The organism is Pseudomonas sp. NFR16 (assembly GCF_900108875.1).
In the GTDB taxonomy this organism is placed as follows: Bacteria; Pseudomonadota; Gammaproteobacteria; order Pseudomonadales; family Pseudomonadaceae; genus Aquipseudomonas.
On the sequence record NZ_FNYJ01000003.1, the window covers coordinates 99,513 to 116,812 of the forward strand.

Sequence of the window (17,300 nt, forward strand, 5' to 3'; positions counted from 1 at the left end):
TGGGAACAATCGAGGAGTTTGGCCGGTCCCGACCAAGGAAGTTCCGGATCGGGTTGGTATGCGTCAACCTTCCAGCTTGCGCTTCAACAGCTCGTTGACCTGCCCAGGGTTGGCCTTGCCTTTGGAGGCCTTCATCGCCTGGCCGACGAAGAAGCCGAACATCTTGCCGCGCTTGGCCTCGTCGGCGGCGCGGTACTGTTCGACCTGCTCGGCGTTGGCGGCCAGCATGTCGTCAAGGATCGACTCGATGGCGCCGCTGTCGGTGACTTGCTTGAGGCCGCGTTTCTCGATGATCTCGTCCGCGCTGCCTTCGCCGTTTGCCATCGCCTCGAAGACCATCTTGGCGATCTTGCCGGAGATGGTGTTGTCAGTGATGCGCTGCAGCATGCCGCCCAATTGCTCGGCGCTGACCGGCGATTCGTCGATTTCCACGCCTTGTTTGTTCAGCAGCGAACCCAGCTCGACCATGACCCAGTTGGCCGCCAGTTTGGCGTCGCCTGCTATGCCGACCACTTTCTCGAAGTAGTCCGCCTGCTCGCGGCTGGAAGCCAGCACGCTGGCGTCGTACAGCGACAGACCGAACTGGGACTGGAAGCGCTCGCGCTTCTGCGGCGGAAGCTCCGGCAGGCTGGCGCGGGTCTGCTCCAGGAATGCATCTTCGATGATCACCGGCAACAGGTCAGGGTCCGGGAAGTAACGGTAGTCGTTGGCTTCTTCCTTGCTGCGCATGGCGCGGGTTTCGTTGGTGTTCGGGTCGTACAGGCGGGTTTGCTGAATGACCTTGCCACCGTCTTCGATCAGGTCGATCTGACGCTGGATTTCGCTGTTGATCGCCTTCTCGATGAAGCGGAACGAGTTGACGTTCTTGATCTCGCAGCGGGTGCCGAACTCGACCTGGCCTTTCGGGCGGACCGAGACGTTGCAGTCGCAGCGCAGCGAACCTTCGGCCATGTTGCCGTCGCAGATGCCCAGATAGCGCACCAGCGCGTGCATGGCCTTGACGTAGGCGACCGCTTCCTTGGCCGAACGCATGTCCGGTTCGGAAACGATCTCCAGCAGCGGCGTGCCGGCGCGGTTCAGGTCGATACCGGTCATGCCGCTGTAGTCTTCGTGCAGGCTCTTGCCGGCGTCTTCCTCAAGGTGGGCGCGAGTCACGCCGATGCGCTTGATGGTGCCGTCTTCAAGGGTGATGTCCAGGTGACCCTTGCCGACGATCGGCAATTCCATCTGGCTGATCTGATAGCCCTTCGGCAAGTCCGGATAAAAGTAGTTCTTGCGGGCAAACACGTTGTGCTGGCCGATTTCGGCATCGATGGCCAGGCCGAACTTGACCGCCATCTGCACGGCTTCCTTGTTCAGCACCGGCAGCGTGCCCGGCATGCCCAGGTCGACAAGGCTGGCCTGAGTATTGGGCTCGGAGCCGAACGTGGTTGCGCTACCGGAGAAAATCTTCGATTGGGTGGTGAGCTGGGTATGAATCTCCAGCCCGATGACGACTTCCCATTGCATGTGTTTTCTCCTTAGAAGCCTGCAGGTGAACGCAGATGCCAGTCAGTGACTTGCTGGTATTGATGAGCGACGTTCAGCAGGCGGCCTTCCTGGAAGTACGGCGCCAGCAATTGCACACCCACCGGCAGACCGTCGGCAAAACCGGCGGGCATCGACAGGCCAGGCAGACCGGCCAGGTTGGCAGTGATGGTGTAGAAGTCTTCCAGGTATTCAGCGATCGGGTCGGCATTCTTGGCGCCGATCTTCCAGGCCGGGTTCGGCGTGGTCGGGCCCAGAATAACGTCGACGTCTTTGAATGCGTTCATGAAGTCGTTTTTGATCAGGCGACGGATCTTCTGCGCCTGCAGGTAGTACGCGTCGTAGTAACCGGCGGACAGCGCGTAAGCACCCACCATGATCCGGCGCTGCACTTCAGGCCCGAAGCCTTCGCCGCGGGAGCGTTTGTACAGGTCGGTCAGGTCTTTCGGGTCTTCGCAGCGATAGCCGAAGCGCACGCCGTCGAAACGCGAGAGGTTGGAAGAGGCTTCCGCTGGCGCGATCACGTAGTAAGCAGGAATCGCGTGCTGCAGGTTCGGCAGGCTGACTTCCTTGACCACGGCGCCGAGCTTTTTCAGCTCCTCAACGCTGGCCATCACCAGATCGGCGATGCGCGAATCCAGACCGGCGCTGAAATATTCTTTCGGCACGCCGATGCGCAGGCCCTGCAGCGAGCCATTCAGGCCGGCGCTGTAATCAGGCACCGGCTCATCGATGCTGGTGGAATCATTCACGTCGAAGCCGGCCATGCCCTGCAGCAGCAGCGCGCAGTCTTCGGCAGTTCGCGCCATCGGACCTGCCTGATCCAGGCTCGACGCATAAGCGATCATGCCCCAGCGCGAGACGCGGCCATACGTCGGTTTCAGGCCGGTGAGGTTGGTCAGCGCGGCGGGCTGGCGAATCGAGCCGCCAGTGTCGGTGCCGGTCGCGGCAGGCAACAGGCGAGCAGCAACGGCCGCGGCCGAACCGCCGGACGAGCCGCCCGGTACGTGTTCGAGGTTCCACGGGTTTTTCACCGCGCCGTAGTGGCTGGACTCGTTGGCCGAACCCATGGCGAACTCGTCCATGTTGGTCTTGCCCAGCGTCACGGTGCCAGCAGCGGCGAGCCTGGCGACGACTGTAGCGTCATACGGCGCCTTGAAGTTGTCGAGCATTCTGGACGCGCAGCTGGTGCGGATGCCCTTGGTGCAGAACAGATCCTTGTGCGCCAGCGGAGCACCCAGCAATGCGCCGGTCTCACCTGCGGCACGACGGGCGTCTGCGGCCTGGGCCTGCGTGATGGCCAGGTCTTCGGTGACAGTAATGAAGCTGTTGACCTTGGGGTCCTGCTCAGCGATGCGCTGCAGCAGGCTGCGGGTCAGTTCTTCGGAGGAAAACTTTTTATCGGCGAGTCCGCGAGCGATCTCTGCCAGAGTCATTTGATGCATTGCAGGCTCATTCCCTTAGTCGATGACTTTCGGAACCAGATAAAGGCCGTCTTGGACCGCTGGTGCGATGGCTTGATAGGAATCGCGGTGATTGGCTTCGCTGACCGCGTCTTCACGCAGGCGTTGCGACGCTTCAAGCGGGTGCGCAAGGGGTTCGATACCGGTAGTGTCGACTGCTTGCATCTGGTCGACCAGCCCGAGAATGCTGTTCAGTGCTTCGGTAGTACGCGGGATATCGGCGTCATTAAGGCCCAGTCGGGCCAGATGAGCGATTTTTTCCACGTCGGAGCGATCAAGCGCCATGGGGTTCTCCAGTGGAATGCGCACGGAATGAGCCGTACGTCAGATTGCGGAACACTACGCTCTTCAGACGGTCATAAGGCCGCGATCTTCGAGGGTAGCGCTCGGAAAAACAGCCAATTTAGCATATTGGCTCCTTGCCCAAAATCCCTGTCGTTGTTAGAGTTTGCCGCACTTTTTTACCCACGCGTTCCCTAGGGTCCCTTTCCCATGTTCAAGAAACTGCGTGGCATGTTTTCCAGCGATCTTTCCATCGACCTGGGCACTGCCAACACCCTTATTTACGTGCGTGAGCGCGGTATCGTCCTGAACGAGCCATCGGTTGTGGCCATTCGGACCCACGGAAATCAGAAGAGCGTTGTTGCTGTCGGGATGGAAGCCAAGCGTATGCTGGGCCGTACCCCGGGCAACATCGCTGCCATTCGTCCGATGAAAGACGGCGTGATCGCCGATTTCAGCGTGTGCGAAAAAATGCTTCAGTACTTCATCAACAAAGTGCACGAAAACAGCTTCCTGCAACCCAGCCCTCGCGTGTTGATCTGCGTTCCGTGCAAATCCACCCAGGTCGAGCGCCGCGCCATTCGTGAATCCGCTCTGGGTGCCGGCGCACGTGAAGTATTCCTGATCGAAGAGCCTATGGCCGCCGCTATCGGTGCCGGTCTGCCGGTTGAAGAAGCCCGCGGCTCGATGGTCGTGGACATCGGTGGTGGTACCACTGAAATTGCCCTGATCTCGCTCAACGGCGTGGTGTACGCCGAATCCGTACGTGTCGGCGGCGACCGTTTCGACGAAGCGATCATCACTTACGTGCGTCGCAACTACGGCAGCCTCATCGGCGAATCCACCGCTGAGCGCATCAAGCAGGAAATCGGTACGGCCTATCCGGGCGGCGAAGTGCGTGAAGTCGACGTTCGTGGCCGTAACCTGGCCGAAGGCGTGCCACGTGCCTTCACCCTGAATTCCAACGAAGTGCTGGAAGCGTTGCAGGAATCTCTTGCGACCATCGTTCAGGCCGTCAAGAGCGCGCTGGAGCAGTCGCCCCCTGAACTGGCTTCCGACATCGCCGAGCGCGGTCTGGTGCTGACCGGCGGTGGCGCGTTGCTGCGCGATCTGGACAAGCTGCTGGCTCAGGAAACCGGTCTGCCGGTCATCGTTGCCGAAGACCCGCTGACCTGCGTTGCGCGCGGCGGTGGCCGTGCGCTGGAAATGATGGACAAGCACACCATGGACCTGCTCTCCAGCGAATAACTCGCCGGAAACGCTACCATGATGAGCGTAACGGGCGGCACTTAACGGTGCTGCCTGTTCGTGTCTGACCTGTTGACGTCCTGCTGTTGTATTGAAAGCGCGATGCTGCAAGTCTGACACCCTGTACTTCCATCAATCCGCACCAGGCCGGTTTCATGTCGCATGAATAAGCACAGCCAAACACAAGCATCCCTGGAAGGAGCGGCCTATTAAACCGCTTTTCTCAAAGGGCCCGTCGCTGGGCGTTCGCCTGTTGGTGCTGGTCGTCCTGTCCGTGGCCGTCATGGTCGTGGATGCACGTTTCACGCTGCTCAAGCCTGTTCGCAGTCAGATGTCGCTGGTGCTGATGCAGTCCTACTGGATCGCCGATCTGCCGGAGCGTTTGTATCAGGGTGTTGCCAGCCAGTTCGGCAGTCGCACCGAGCTTGCCGCCGAAAACGAAAAACTCAAGACCGAGAACCTGCTGTTGCAAGGCCGCCTGCAGAAACTGGCGGCCCTGACCGAACAGAACGTGCGTCTGCGCGAGTTGCTGAACTCTTCCGCACTGGTCAACGAAAAAGTGGAAGTGGCCGAGCTGATCGGCATGGATCCCAATCCCTTCACCCACCGCATCATCATCAACAAAGGTGAGCGCGACGGCGTTGTGCTGGGCCAGCCGGTGCTCGATGCGCGCGGGCTGATGGGGCAGGTTGTCGAGTTGATGCCGTATACCTCGCGCGTTCTGCTGCTGACCGACACCACCCACAGTATCCCGGTGCAGGTCAATCGCAACGGCCTGCGCGCCATCGCCAGCGGGACCGGCAATCCGGAGCGGCTGGAACTGCGCCATGTGGCCGACACCGCGGACATCAAGGAGGGCGACCTGCTCGTCAGCTCCGGTCTGGGGCAGCGCTTCCCGGCAGGCTACCCGGTGGCAACGGTCAAGGAAGTGATTCACGACTCCGGTCAGCCGTTCGCCATCGTTCGCGCAGTGCCGACAGCAGCGTTGAATCGCAGCCGTTATCTGTTGCTGGTGTTTTCCGATGGGCGCTCGCCGGAAGAGCGCGCCGCCGACGCCGCCCAACAGCAGGAAACGCTGGACCGCCAATCCGCCGATCCGTCGGCCGTGCCGTCGGCGACGGTGCCGGGTGCCGCGCCTGCCGCCACGCCGAACAAGCCAGTGGTTCCGGCCACCGTGCCCAAGCCCGCCGCTGCGGGGCACGGCACTTCGGCTGCGCCCGCCAGTGCGACCACGCCGGCTGCGGCGCCCGCCACGGCCCCAGCGGCGACGTCCGCCAAGCCGCCGGCCAGCAAACCGCCTGCAAAACCTGCGACCAAGCCTGCGGCGCCTAAACCGGCCGCGCCCGCCGCTGCGCCTGCAGCGCCCCGCGAGAGGGAAGAATAATGGCTCGTCACGCTCCGGCCCGAAACGGCTGGGTAGTCTGGCTGACCTTCGTCATCGGCCTGCTGCTCAGCGTTTCGCCGCTGCCGCAATTCATGGAAATCTTCCGCCCGCTGTGGCTCGCGCTGCTGTTGGCGTTCTGGGCCCTCGCGCTGCCGCACAAGATCGGCATGGTGACCGCCTGGATGCTGGGTCTGGCCGAGGACGTGCTGTACGGAACGCTGCTTGGGCAGAATGCACTGATTCTCACGCTGATCACGTTTTTGGTCTTGTCGCTGCAACAACGGTTGCGCATGTTCCCGATGTGGCAGCAATGCTTGGTGATTCTGGTGATTTTCGGCCTCGCGCAACTGGTTCAACTGTGGCTGAGCGCGCTGACCGGTAACCGTCAGCCGACGCTTGCGCTGGTTCTGCCGGCGTTGGTCAGCGCATTGCTGTGGCCGTGGGTCAGCTACGGCCTGCGCGGGCTACGCTTGCGTCTGAAGATCAACTGAAACAGCAGCTTGCGCGCAGGCCCCTGCGGGGGCGATGTCTCAAAGCAAGCGTCACCTGTTTTCACGCAACGCCTAAGCTGAAGATCACTGACACGGAGACGTCCCATGCCCCAACTTCTTCTCGCTTCTGGCTCCCCGCGTCGTCGTGAGTTGCTGACGCAAATCGGCGTGCCGTTCACGACCCTCGGCACCGACATCGACGAAACCCCGCTCAAAGACGAAACCCCTGCCGCCTACGTCGAGCGCCTTGCTCGCGGCAAGGCCGATGCCGGTCTGTTGCAGCTCGCCAACGATCCTGCTTACCCGACGGCTTGCGTCCTCGGGGCCGACACCGCCGTGGTGCTCGATGGTCGGATTCTCGGCAAGCCTGCGGACGAGACCGAGGCGCTGGCCATGCTCGCGGCACTTTCCAATCGCGAACACGATGTCCTGACTGCCGTCGCCGTGGTGGACGAGCAGCATTGCGAAACCCGCGTGGTCAGCAGCCGCGTGCGGTTTCGCCCGATTTCCGAGCAGGAAGCCCGGGCATACTGGGCCAGCGGCGAACCGTGCGACAAGGCCGGCAGTTATGGCATCCAGGGGCTGGGCGCAGTGTTCGTCGAGAACCTCAGTGGCAGTTATTCGGCAGTGGTGGGCCTTCCTTTGTGCGAAACCGCAGAAATGCTTCAACGTTTCGGCATACCCTGTTGGCAATGTCTGGAAGGTGACACGCCATGAGTGAAGAGATTCTGATCAACATCACGCCGATGGAATCGCGCGTGGCTGTCGTTGAAAACGGGGTGTTGCAAGAGGTTCACGTCGAACGGACCCAGCGTCGCGGTATCGTCGGCAACATCTACAAAGGCAAGGTCGTGCGCGTGCTGCCTGGCATGCAGGCAGCATTCATCGACATCGGTCTGGACCGCGCTGCGTTCATTCATGCATCTGAAATCTCCATGCGGGAAGGTCCCGCCGTCGAAACCATCAGTTCGCTTGTGCATGAAGGTCAGAGCCTGGTGGTGCAGGTCACCAAAGACCCGATCGGCAGCAAGGGCGCGCGGCTGACGACCCAATTGTCGATTCCGTCCCGCTATCTGGTGTACATGCCTCGCACAGCCCACGTCGGCATTTCCCTGAAGATTGAAGACGAAACCGAGCGCGAACGTCTCAAGCAGGTGGTCAGCGACTGCGTGGCCAAAGAAGGCATCAAAGAGAAGGGCGGGTTCATCCTGCGCACGGCAGCAGAAGGCGCCGGCGCTGACGAAATCATGATGGACATCCGCTATCTGCGTCGCCTGTGGGACCAGATCGGCGAACAGATCAAGACCATCAGCCCCGCCAGCGTGATCTACGAAGACCTGGGCCTTGCGCTGCGCACGCTACGTGACCTGGTCAGCCCCAAGATCGAAAAGATCCGCATCGATTCCCGCGAAACCTTCCAGAAGACCACCCAGTTCGTCGATGAGCTGATGCCCGAAATCGCCGATCGCCTGGAGCACTATCCTGGCGAGCGGCCGATCTTTGATCTGTACGGTGTCGAAGACGAAATCCAAAAGGCCCTGGAGCGCAAAGTGCCGCTCAAGTCCGGCGGTTATCTGGTGATCGATCCGGCCGAGGCCATGACCACCATCGACGTCAACACCGGCGCCTTCGTGGGGCATCGCAATCTCGAAGAAACCATCTTCAAGACCAATCTGGAAGCCGCCACCGCCATTGCCCGCCAGCTGCGCCTGCGTAATCTGGGCGGGATCATCATCATCGATTTCATCGACATGGAAGATGGCGAGCATCAACGGCAGGTCCTGCGCACGCTTGAAAAACAGCTCGAGCGCGATCATGCCAAGACCAACATCATCGGCATCACCGAGCTTGGACTGGTGCAGATGACCCGCAAGCGCACCCGCGAAAGTCTTGAACAGGTGCTCTGTGAGCCGTGTGTCAGTTGCCAGGGACGGGGCAAGCTGAAAACCCCGGAAACCATCTGCTACGAGATATTCCGTGAGATTCTGCGTGAAGCGCGGGCCTATCAGGCGCTGGGTTATCGAGTGCTGGCCAACCAGAAAGTGGTCGATCGTCTGCTCGACGAAGAGTCTGGCAATGTAGCCGAACTGGAGGTGTTCATCGGCAGGACCATTCGTTTTCAGGTCGAGACCATGTATTCCCAGGAACAATACGACGTTGTGCTGCTCTGATTCTGCGCAAAATATGGCGTGAAGCCCCGCGCAGACGCGTGCGGGGCGGTCAATATGAGAACCTGGCCAGAGAGGCCGACGGCATGGATGCCCTTCAAAGAGAATCTTGCGTGGCAAATGAGCACCTTCCGGACATCACAACATCTGCACCGTTGAGCCAGACGCCACGTGTAAGCTCGCTGTGCGGAGGCACGGCGGCATGGAGCGTCTGACCCGGTTTTTCGCGGTGCTGACCCGCTGGGGACTGAGCCTGTGCGCCCTGGTGGTCGTGCTGATCGCGTTGTACGTCAGCGTCGGCCGCGAGCTGGTGCCGATGGTGGCCGAATACCGCGCCGACGTCGAAACAAAGGCGCAGGCCGCGTTGGGCATGCCGATCAGCGTCGGACGCCTGGAGGGCAGCTGGAGCGGATTTGCGCCGGTGTTCGTCGCGCGCGACGTGATGATCGGGCAGGGCGCCAGCGCTGTACGTCTGGATCAAGTGCGCGCAGTGCCTGATCTGTGGGCAAGCATCACCGCGCGCGAAGTGCGCCTGGCGCGCCTCGAACTCGACGGTCTGCAACTGGGCCTCAAGGAAGACAAGGACGGACACTGGGCGTTGCAGGGCCTGCCGGTGCAGGGTGACAAGCCGTTCGATCCGGAACAGGTGCTGACCCAGATGCAGATGATCGCTCAGCTGTCGTTGTTCGACAGCCAGATCACGCTGCAACCCTACGACCAATCCCCGTTGACCCTCACTTATGTCAGCCTGAGCCTCAAGACCGGCAGTCTGCATCAGAGGCTGGACGCGCGCATGACCTTGCCTGACGGCCAGCCGCTGTCCCTGAACGTGCGGTCAAAAGTGCGCGCAGATGAATGGCGCGATGGCGAAGCCGAGGCGTATCTGAGCCTGCCTCAGAGTGACTGGTCGCACTGGCTGCCGAAAAGCCTGACCCGAGACTGGAAGATCAACACGCTCAAGGCCGGCGGCGAGTTCTGGATGACGTGGGGCAAGGGCACGCTGCAGACCGCCGTCGCGCGGTTGAACGCCCCCCGGTTCAAGGGCGCTTTCGCGGATCGCAAGTCTTCGACCATCGACAATCTGGCGCTCAATGCCTGGTTCCAGCGCGATGACAAGGGTTTCAATATCGCGGTGAATTCGCTGGCGATGGACCTGGACAGCAAGCGCTGGGAAAGCCGCCTGCAGCTTCAACAGACCGCCGCCACCGCCGACAGTCAGGAGCTGTGGCACGTGCAGGCGGACCGCGTCGACCTGACACCGATCACGCCATTGCTCGATTCGCTGGCGCCGCTGCCCGACAAACTGATGGTGGCGCTCGACCATCTTCGCTTCACCGGCGGCGTGCGTAACCTGCTGCTCGACTATCGCCCGCAGGCGGAAGGGCCGAAGCGGGTGAGCTTCGCCGCGAACCTGGACAAGCTGGGTTTCGACGCTTATCACGGGGCGCCAGCGGCAGGAAATGTCAGCGGCGCGATCAGCGGTGATCTCGGTCAGGGCGAACTGAGGCTCAACACCGATGACTTCATGCTGCACCTGGACCCGATCTTCAAGAACGAATGGAAGTACCGCCACGCCGAGGCGCGCCTGACCTATGCGCTCGACGATCAGGGTTTCACCTTGATCGCCCCGTACATCAAAGTGCTTGGCGATGAAGGAAAGATCGCGAGCGATTTTCTGATCCGGCTGCACTTCAACCACGATCAGGAAGACTACATGGACCTGCGCGTGGGCATGGTCGACGGCGATGGCAAATACACTTCCAAATACCTGCCGGCGATGCTCAATCCGGGCGTCGATCAATGGCTGCGCACGGCAGTCCTGAGCGGCGACGTCAAAGAAGGTTTTTTCCAGTATCAGGGCTCGATCAATCATGACGCGGCCGATGTCGCGCGCGTGATCACGCTGTTCTTCAAGGTGCGGAATGCCAACCTGGCGTTCCAGCCCGGCTGGCCGCAGCTGACGGGCGTGGACGGCAATGTCTTCGTTGAAAACAGCGGCGTGCGCATCCGTGCCAGCAAAGGGCAATTGCTTGGCACGCAGGTGCGCAACGTGGCCGTGGATGTCCCGCATGTACCCGCCGGACAGACCAGCCATCTGTTGGTCAATGGTGATTTCGACGGCAGCTTGCAGGATGGCATGAAGATCCTGCAGGAGGCGCCGATCGGCACCGGGCAGACCTTCGCGGGATGGCAGGCCGAAGGGCCGCTGCAAGGCCACATCAATCTGGATGTCCCGCTGGTCAAGGGGCAAGAGCCCAAGGTGGCCGTGGACTTCACCACTGACAGCGCTCGTCTGAAACTGGCTGATCCGGTGCTGGAGCTGACGCAGCTCAAAGGCAATTTCCGTTTCGACTACGCCAAGGGGCTCAGCGGCAAGAACATCAAGGCGGTGGCGTTCGACAAACCGGTGAACGCCGAGATTTTCGCCGAAGGGAAACCGGGTGCGCCGGTGACGCGGATCACCGCGAGCAGCCAGATCGCAACCAAACGTCTGACCGACTGGCTGGGCGTCACTCAGCCGTTACCGGTCTCGGGCGAGCTGCCGTATCAACTGCAAGTGGTGCTCAACGGCGCTGACAGCCAGTTGCTGATCGATTCCAACTTGAAGGGCCTCACGGTCGACCTGCCGGCGCCCTTCGGAAAAACCGCCGATGACACCCGCGACACGGACCTGCGCATGAACCTGCAAGGCCCTGAACGGCGAATCAGCGTGGGCTACGGTAATCTGGCAAATCTGGCTTACGCTGCGCCTGCGGGCAAGCTGGCCGATGGCCGTGGCGAACTGTTCCTCGGTGAAGGCGGCGCCATCGTTCCGGACAGCAAAGGGCTGAGAGTTCGTGGCTCACTGTCGGAACTGGACATCGCCCCGTGGCAGGCCATGGCCGAGCGCTACGCAGGCAACGATCCCGGCGGCAGCGCCAAGCAACTGCTCAGTGGCCTCGATCTGCAGATCGGCAAGCTGACGGCGATGGGCACGACCCTCGATCAGGCCAATGTGCAGCTCAAGCGCAGCGACACCAGTTGGGGGCTGTCGCTGGACAGCACGAAGATCAAAGGCACCGCGACCTTGCCCGACAGCAAAGCCACGCCGATCGACATCAATCTGCTCTACGTGCGCCTGCCAGCGCCGGATCCCAATGCGGCCGTGGTCGAGAACGCGCCGGATCCGCTGGCCGATGTCGACCCGCGCAAGATTCCGGCGATGAACATCAAGGTCACGCAGTTGTTTCAGGGCGACCAACTGGTCGGCGCGTGGTCGCTCAAAGTGCGTTCTACGCCAACGGGCATTCAACTCAATGATATGAATCTGGGCCTCAAAGGCATGGCCTTGTCGGGCAACGGCGGCTGGGAAGGCGCGCCCGGCAGCACCGGCAGCTGGTTCAAAGGCCAGGTGACCGGCAAGAATCTGGCTGATGTGCTCAAGGCGTGGGGTTTCGCGCCCACTGTCACCAGCCAGGAATTCGAGATGAATGCCGATGGCCGCTGGCCGGGTTCGCCTGCCTGGGTTGGCCTGAAACGTTATTCCGGCAGCCTCGACGCCACGCTCAAGAACGGTCAGTTCGTCGAGGTGGAAGGCGGCGCCCAGGCGCTGCGGGTGTTCGGCCTGCTCAATTTCAACTCCATCGGTCGCCGCTTGCGCCTCGATTTCTCCGATCTGCTCGGTAAGGGCCTGGGTTACGACCGGGTGAAAGGTTTGCTGGTGGCCAGCAACGGGGTGTACGTCACGCGTGACCCGATCACGTTGATCGGGCCATCGAGCAATCTGGAGCTCAACGGTACGCTGGACATGGTTCGGGACCGGGTCGATGCCAAGCTGCTGGTGACGCTGCCGGTGACCAACAACCTGCCGATTGCCGCATTGATTGTCGGTGCGCCGGCCATTGGTGGCGCGCTGTTTCTGGTCGACAAGCTGCTGGGCGATCGCGTCGCCCGCTTCGCCAGCGTGCAATACAAGGTCGAAGGGCCGTGGAAAGAGCCTAAAATCACGTTCGATAAGCCGTTCGAGAAACCGAAGTAATCACAGTGCAGTGGTAGAGCGCACGGCGCTGTCCCGGATACAAAGCCGCTCTTGGCAGTAGGATCGGCTTGAGCCGGGAAGGGGTAGGGCGAGCTCATCGACTTTGCTTGGAGTACAGTGCAGTTCTATCGATCAAGGAGCGTCTATGTCCTTCGCGGTGATTCAGATGGTCAGCCAGAGCGATGTCGAGGGCAATCTGGCTCAGGCTCGCGGGCTGTTGGAACGCGCAGCGGCGTCCGGCGCGAAGCTGGCGGTGCTGCCGGAAAACTTCGCCGCCATGGGGCGGCGCGATATTGCAGCCATTGGCCGTGCCGAGGCTTTGGGCGAAGGTCCGATCCTGCCATGGTTGAAACGGGCCGCTCGCGACCTCAAGTTATGGATTGTCGCCGGGACACTGCCGCTGCCGCCCGAAGGTCAGCCTGACGGCAAGGTGACGGCGTGTTCGCTGTTGGTGGATGACCGGGGTGAACAGGTGGCGCGCTACGACAAGCTGCACTTGTTCGACGTGGACGTGGCCGATGCTCGCGGGCGTTATCGCGAATCCGACGACTACGCCCACGGCAGCCACGTGGTGGTGGCCGATACACCGGTTGGCAAATTGGGCCTGACGGTCTGTTACGACCTGCGTTTCCCGGAGCTGTACACCGCGCTGCGCGAAGCAGGGGCTGAATTGATTACCGCGCCATCGGCCTTCACGGCCGTCACTGGCGCGGCGCATTGGGAGATTCTGTTGCGCGCGCGAGCCATCGAGACTCAGTGCTACCTGCTGGCGGCGGCGCAAGGCGGGGTTCATCCCGGACCCAGGGAAACATTTGGACACGCGGCGATCATAGATCCATGGGGCCGCGTGCTGGCCGAGCAGGCAAAGGGTGAAGCCGTGCTGCTGGCCGAACGAGACATTCAAGAGCAGGCGTCCATCAGGGCGCGAATGCCGGTAGCGAATCACCGGCGATTTTTTTCGCAGGACGCCTTGCGGCCTGCCAACACCCCGGAGTGAATATGAGCGACTTGTCCTCAGTCAGCGAACACCTTCTGGCGCCAGGCGGCCTGAGCATCGACAGCCTGCAATCAGTGCTGGGAGAGCTTGCCGGTCCAGGGATCGACGCGGCCGACCTGTATTTCCAGGGCCAGATTTCCGAGTCGTGGGCTCTGGAGGATGGCATCGTCAAGGAAGGCAGCTTCAACCTCGACCAGGGTGTGGGCGTGCGTGCGCAATCGGGTGAAAAAACCGGTTTCGCCTACAGCAACGCCATCACACCGGACGCGCTGAGCCAGGCGGCCCGTGCTGCCCGCTCGATTTCCCGCGCCGGGCAGAATGGCCGGGTTCAGGCGTTCACCTCTCAAGATGTCGCCCAGCTGTACGCGCCGGATAACCCGCTGGAAGTGATGACGCGGGCCGAAAAGGTCGAGTTGCTCAAGCGTGTGGACATCGCGACCCGGGCCCTCGACCCGCGCATCCAGCAGGTGTCGGTCAGCATGGCCGGCGTCTGGGAACGCATCCTCGTGGCCTCGACCGATGGCAGCCTGGCCGCGGACGTCCGCCCGCTGGTGCGTTTCAACGTCAGCGTGATCGTCGAGCAGAACGGCCGTCGCGAACGTGGTGGCCACGGCGGCGGCGGGCGTACCGATTACCGCTATTTCCTCAGCGAAGACCGTGCGATGGGCTATGCGCGCGAAGCGTTGCGTCAGGCGCTGGTCAATCTGGAAGCCATCCCTGCGCCAGCTGGCACGCTGCCGGTGGTATTGGGTTCGGGCTGGTCCGGCGTGCTGCTGCATGAAGCGGTCGGTCATGGTCTGGAAGGTGACTTCAACCGCAAGGGCAGCTCCGCGTACAGCGGCCGAATGGGCGAAATGGTCGCTTCCAAGCTCTGCACCATCGTCGATGACGGTACGCTGGCCGGGCGTCGCGGCTCTCTGAGCGTGGACGACGAAGGCACGCCGACCGAATGCACCACGTTGATCGAGAACGGTGTGCTCAAAGGCTATATGCAGGACAAGCTCAACGCTCGTCTGATGGGTGTCGCGCGCACCGGCAACGGTCGCCGCGAGTCCTATGCGCACCTGCCGATGCCGCGCATGACCAACACTTACATGCTCGGTGGCCAGAGCGATCCGGAAGAAATCATCAAGTCAGTGAAGAAGGGCATCTACTGCGCCAATCTGGGCGGCGGTCAGGTCGACATTACCAGCGGCAAATTCGTGTTCTCTACCAGCGAGGCGTACCTGATCGAAGACGGCAAGATCACGGCGCCCGTCAAAGGCGCGACCCTGATCGGTAACGGCCCGGAGTGCATGAGCCGAGTGTCGATGGTCGGCAACGATCTGTCGCTGGACAGCGGCGTGGGCACCTGCGGCAAGGACGGCCAGTCGGTGCCGGTCGGCGTGGGTCAACCGACGCTGAAGATCGATGCGATCACCGTGGGTGGCACAGGCGGATAAGGTCGAATAAAGCATTGTGGGAGTGAGCGTGCTCACGATGGCGGTGTGTCAGTAGACGATGAAGTGCCTGAACTGACGCAATCGTGAGCAAGCTCACTCCCACAGGTGGTGCAGTGGATTTAACGCAATCCGCGCTTGGTTTCGTCCAGTTCGCGGATGTATTTGAAGATTTTGCGGGTCGCGGTCGGGGCCTTGTTTTGCTTGGCCTCATGCTGAGCCTGGCGGATCAGCGAACGCAATTGCTGACGGTCGGCTTCGGGGTATTCATTGACGAACTGCTCGAGCACCTCGTCAGTACCGGACACCAGGCGATCGCGCCAGCGTTCCAGATTATGAAAGCGCTCGTTGTACTGGCGCGTGGAGGCGTCGAGCTGATCGAGCAGCACCAGGATTTCATCCAGGTTCTGATCGCGCATCAGCCGGCCAATGAATGAAATATGGCGTTTGCGCGCGATGTGCGCGGTGTGCTTGGGAGCATCGGCCAGCGCCCGACGCAACTCGTCGGTGAGAGGCAGCTTGGCCAGCACATCGGGCTTGAATGTCGTCAAGCGTTCGCCCAGATCCACCAGAGCGTGAAGCTCTTTTTTGATCTGGGTTTTGCTTTTCTCTCCGTCGAAGGAGTCGTCGTAAGAATCAACCATGGGGGACGTCCGCAAATAAACGCCGCCATGATAACCAGTCAGGGGCCTGTTGTCCGGCCCAGTCGGTATTCGGTATCTGCCGAAATCAGAATTTGATGGAGAAAGTCATGAGTGCATCAGAAAGCGTCGGCCCACAGGCCTTGCCGGCACTGCAACAACAGGTCGAGCAGATCGTCGCCGAAGCCCGGCGCCAGGGCGCGACGGCGTGTGAGGTTGCCGTTTCGCTGGAGCAGGGGTTGTCGACTTCGGTCCGTCAGCGCGAAGTCGAGACGGTCGAGTTCAACCGGGACCAGGGCTTTGGCATCACCTTGTACGTCGGCCATCGCAAAGGCTCGGCCAGCACTTCCGCCAGCGGCCCGGATGCCATTCGTGAAACCGTTGCCGCTGCGTTGGCCATCGCCAGGCACACCTCGGAAGACGAAAGCTCGGGTCTGGCCGATGCCGCGCTGATGGCCAAGGAGCAACCGGATTTCGACTTGTTTCACCCTTGGGACATCAGCCCCGAACAGGCCATCGAGCGCGCATTGATCTGTGAAGCGGCGGCATTCGACGCCGACAGCCGGATCAAGAACGCCGACGGCACGACGCTCAACGTGCATCAGGGCTGCCGTGTGTACGGCAACAGCCACGGTTTCATCGGCGGCTATGCCTCGACCCGTCACAGTCTGAGCTGCGTGATGATCGCCGAAGGCGAAGGCCAGATGCAGCGCGATTACTGGTACGACGTCAATCGTCAGGGCGAACTGCTGATGGACGCCGCACTTATCGGCAAGAAAGCCGCGGAGCGCGCGGCCAGTCGGCTGGGCGCGCGTCCCGTCCCCACCTGCGAGGTGCCGGTGCTGTTTTCGGCGGAACTGGCAGGCGGGCTTTTTGGCAGCTTCCTCGGCGCGATCTCGGGCGGCAATCTGTATCGCAAGTCGTCTTTCCTCGAAGGCGCGATTGGTCAGCGGCTGTTCCCGGAGTGGATGACCATCGACGAGCGCCCACACCTGATGCGTGCCATGGGCAGTTCGGCGTTCGACGGTGACGGTCTGGCGACCTACGCCAAACCGTTCGTCGAAAACGGCGATCTGGTGTCGTACATCCTCAGCACCTATTCGGGCCGCAAACTCGGCCTGCCGAGCACCGCCAACGCGGGCGGCGTGCACAACCTGTTCGTCTCCCACGGCACTGAAGATCAGGCGGCCCTGATCCGCCGCATGGGACGCGGCCTGCTGGTCACCGAGCTGATGGGCAGCGGCCTGAACATGGTCACCGGCGACTACTCACGCGGCGCCGCGGGTTTCTGGGTCGAAAACGGCGAGATCCAGTTCCCGGTCCAGGAAGTGACCATCGCCGGCAACATGAAGGACATGTTCAAGCAGATCGTCGCTGTGGGCAGCGACCTCGAACTGCGCAGCAACATTCGCACAGGATCCGTGCTGATCGAGAAAATGACCGTCGCAGGGAGCTGATATTTCCTGCGTTGCCAGCGTCATCCAAAGGCCTGCCCCGATTTCGGTGCAGGCCTTTTTTGTGTATCCGCCCCCATCGCGCTCGCTGTATGTAGCACCGGTTTCCCCGCCGTTTGCGTGACAAGCCACGCTCCTACCCGTCCACCTGCGCATCCACACTGCGAAACGTCGGGGTTGTTTTGATT

At 61.7% G+C, this 17,300-nt stretch carries 13 protein-coding genes; 9 read left to right on the top strand and 4 right to left on the bottom strand.

Translation table 11 applies throughout. The annotated features are described in order from the left end of the window. Nucleotides 1-63 precede the first annotated feature (63 nt). The 3 genes from gatB to gatC are packed head-to-tail and all read right to left on the bottom strand — an operon-like array spanning nt 64 to nt 3,275. A complete protein-coding gene (gatB, locus tag BMZ10_RS13440) occupies nt 64-1,509 on the bottom strand; it encodes an Asp-tRNA(Asn)/Glu-tRNA(Gln) amidotransferase subunit GatB (RefSeq protein ID WP_093462835.1) in 1,446 nt (481 codons plus the stop codon). An 11-nt stretch (nt 1,510-1,520) separates the two neighbouring features. Next, nucleotides 1,521-2,972, bottom strand: a complete 1,452-nt coding sequence (gene gatA / locus BMZ10_RS13445) for an Asp-tRNA(Asn)/Glu-tRNA(Gln) amidotransferase subunit GatA (RefSeq protein WP_093462838.1) — start codon at nt 2,970-2,972, stop codon at nt 1,521-1,523. Nucleotides 2,973-2,987: 15 nt separating this feature from the next. After that, on the bottom strand, nt 2,988-3,275 hold the full coding sequence (gene gatC, locus BMZ10_RS13450; RefSeq protein ID WP_093462841.1) for an Asp-tRNA(Asn)/Glu-tRNA(Gln) amidotransferase subunit GatC: 288 nt from the start codon (nt 3,273-3,275) through the stop codon (nt 2,988-2,990). 207 nt (nt 3,276-3,482) lie between these two features. Here gatC and mreB point away from each other — a divergent pair, with 207 nt between their 5' ends. The 8 genes from mreB to tldD all read left to right on the top strand — a co-directional run bounded on the left by mreB (nt 3,483) and on the right by tldD (nt 15,020). Further along, a complete protein-coding gene (gene mreB, locus BMZ10_RS13455) occupies nt 3,483-4,520 on the top strand; it encodes a rod shape-determining protein MreB (RefSeq protein WP_020292894.1) in 1,038 nt (345 codons plus the stop codon). 238 nt (nt 4,521-4,758) lie between these two features. Beyond that, a complete protein-coding gene (gene mreC / locus BMZ10_RS13460; RefSeq protein WP_371265977.1) occupies nt 4,759-5,904 on the top strand; it encodes a rod shape-determining protein MreC in 1,146 nt (381 codons plus the stop codon). After that, entirely contained in the window at nt 5,904-6,395 is a 492-nt protein-coding gene (gene mreD / locus BMZ10_RS13465) for a rod shape-determining protein MreD (RefSeq protein ID WP_037012599.1), read from the top strand. The genes mreC and mreD overlap by 1 nt, the downstream gene beginning before the upstream one ends. Nucleotides 6,396-6,500: 105 nt before the next feature. Beyond that, a complete protein-coding gene (locus tag BMZ10_RS13470) occupies nt 6,501-7,112 on the top strand; it encodes a Maf family protein (RefSeq protein WP_093462847.1) in 612 nt (203 codons plus the stop codon). Further along, entirely contained in the window at nt 7,109-8,566 is a 1,458-nt protein-coding gene (gene rng, locus BMZ10_RS13475; protein ID WP_093462850.1) for a ribonuclease G, read from the top strand. Before BMZ10_RS13470 ends, rng begins: the two co-directional genes overlap by 4 nt. Nucleotides 8,567-8,765: 199 nt before the next feature. Further along, nucleotides 8,766-12,581 (top strand): YhdP family protein, encoded by a 3,816-nt coding sequence (locus BMZ10_RS13480; RefSeq protein ID WP_093462853.1) that lies wholly within the window; start codon nt 8,766-8,768, stop codon nt 12,579-12,581. Nucleotides 12,582-12,726: 145 nt separating this feature from the next. After that, entirely contained in the window at nt 12,727-13,578 is an 852-nt protein-coding gene (locus BMZ10_RS13485) for a carbon-nitrogen hydrolase family protein (RefSeq protein WP_093462856.1), read from the top strand. Nucleotides 13,579-13,580: 2 nt separating this feature from the next. Next, nucleotides 13,581-15,020 (top strand): metalloprotease TldD, encoded by a 1,440-nt coding sequence (gene tldD, locus BMZ10_RS13490; protein ID WP_093462859.1) that lies wholly within the window; start codon nt 13,581-13,583, stop codon nt 15,018-15,020. A 119-nt stretch (nt 15,021-15,139) separates the two neighbouring features. Here tldD and yjgA read toward each other — a convergent pair whose 3' ends face one another. Beyond that, nucleotides 15,140-15,661, bottom strand: a complete 522-nt coding sequence (gene yjgA, locus BMZ10_RS13495; protein ID WP_093462861.1) for a ribosome biogenesis factor YjgA — start codon at nt 15,659-15,661, stop codon at nt 15,140-15,142. Nucleotides 15,662-15,768: 107 nt separating this feature from the next. Between yjgA and pmbA the strand changes: the two genes are divergently transcribed. Then, a complete protein-coding gene (gene pmbA, locus BMZ10_RS13500) occupies nt 15,769-17,115 on the top strand; it encodes a metalloprotease PmbA (protein ID WP_093462863.1) in 1,347 nt (448 codons plus the stop codon). The last annotated feature ends 185 nt before the right edge of the window (nt 17,116-17,300 follow it).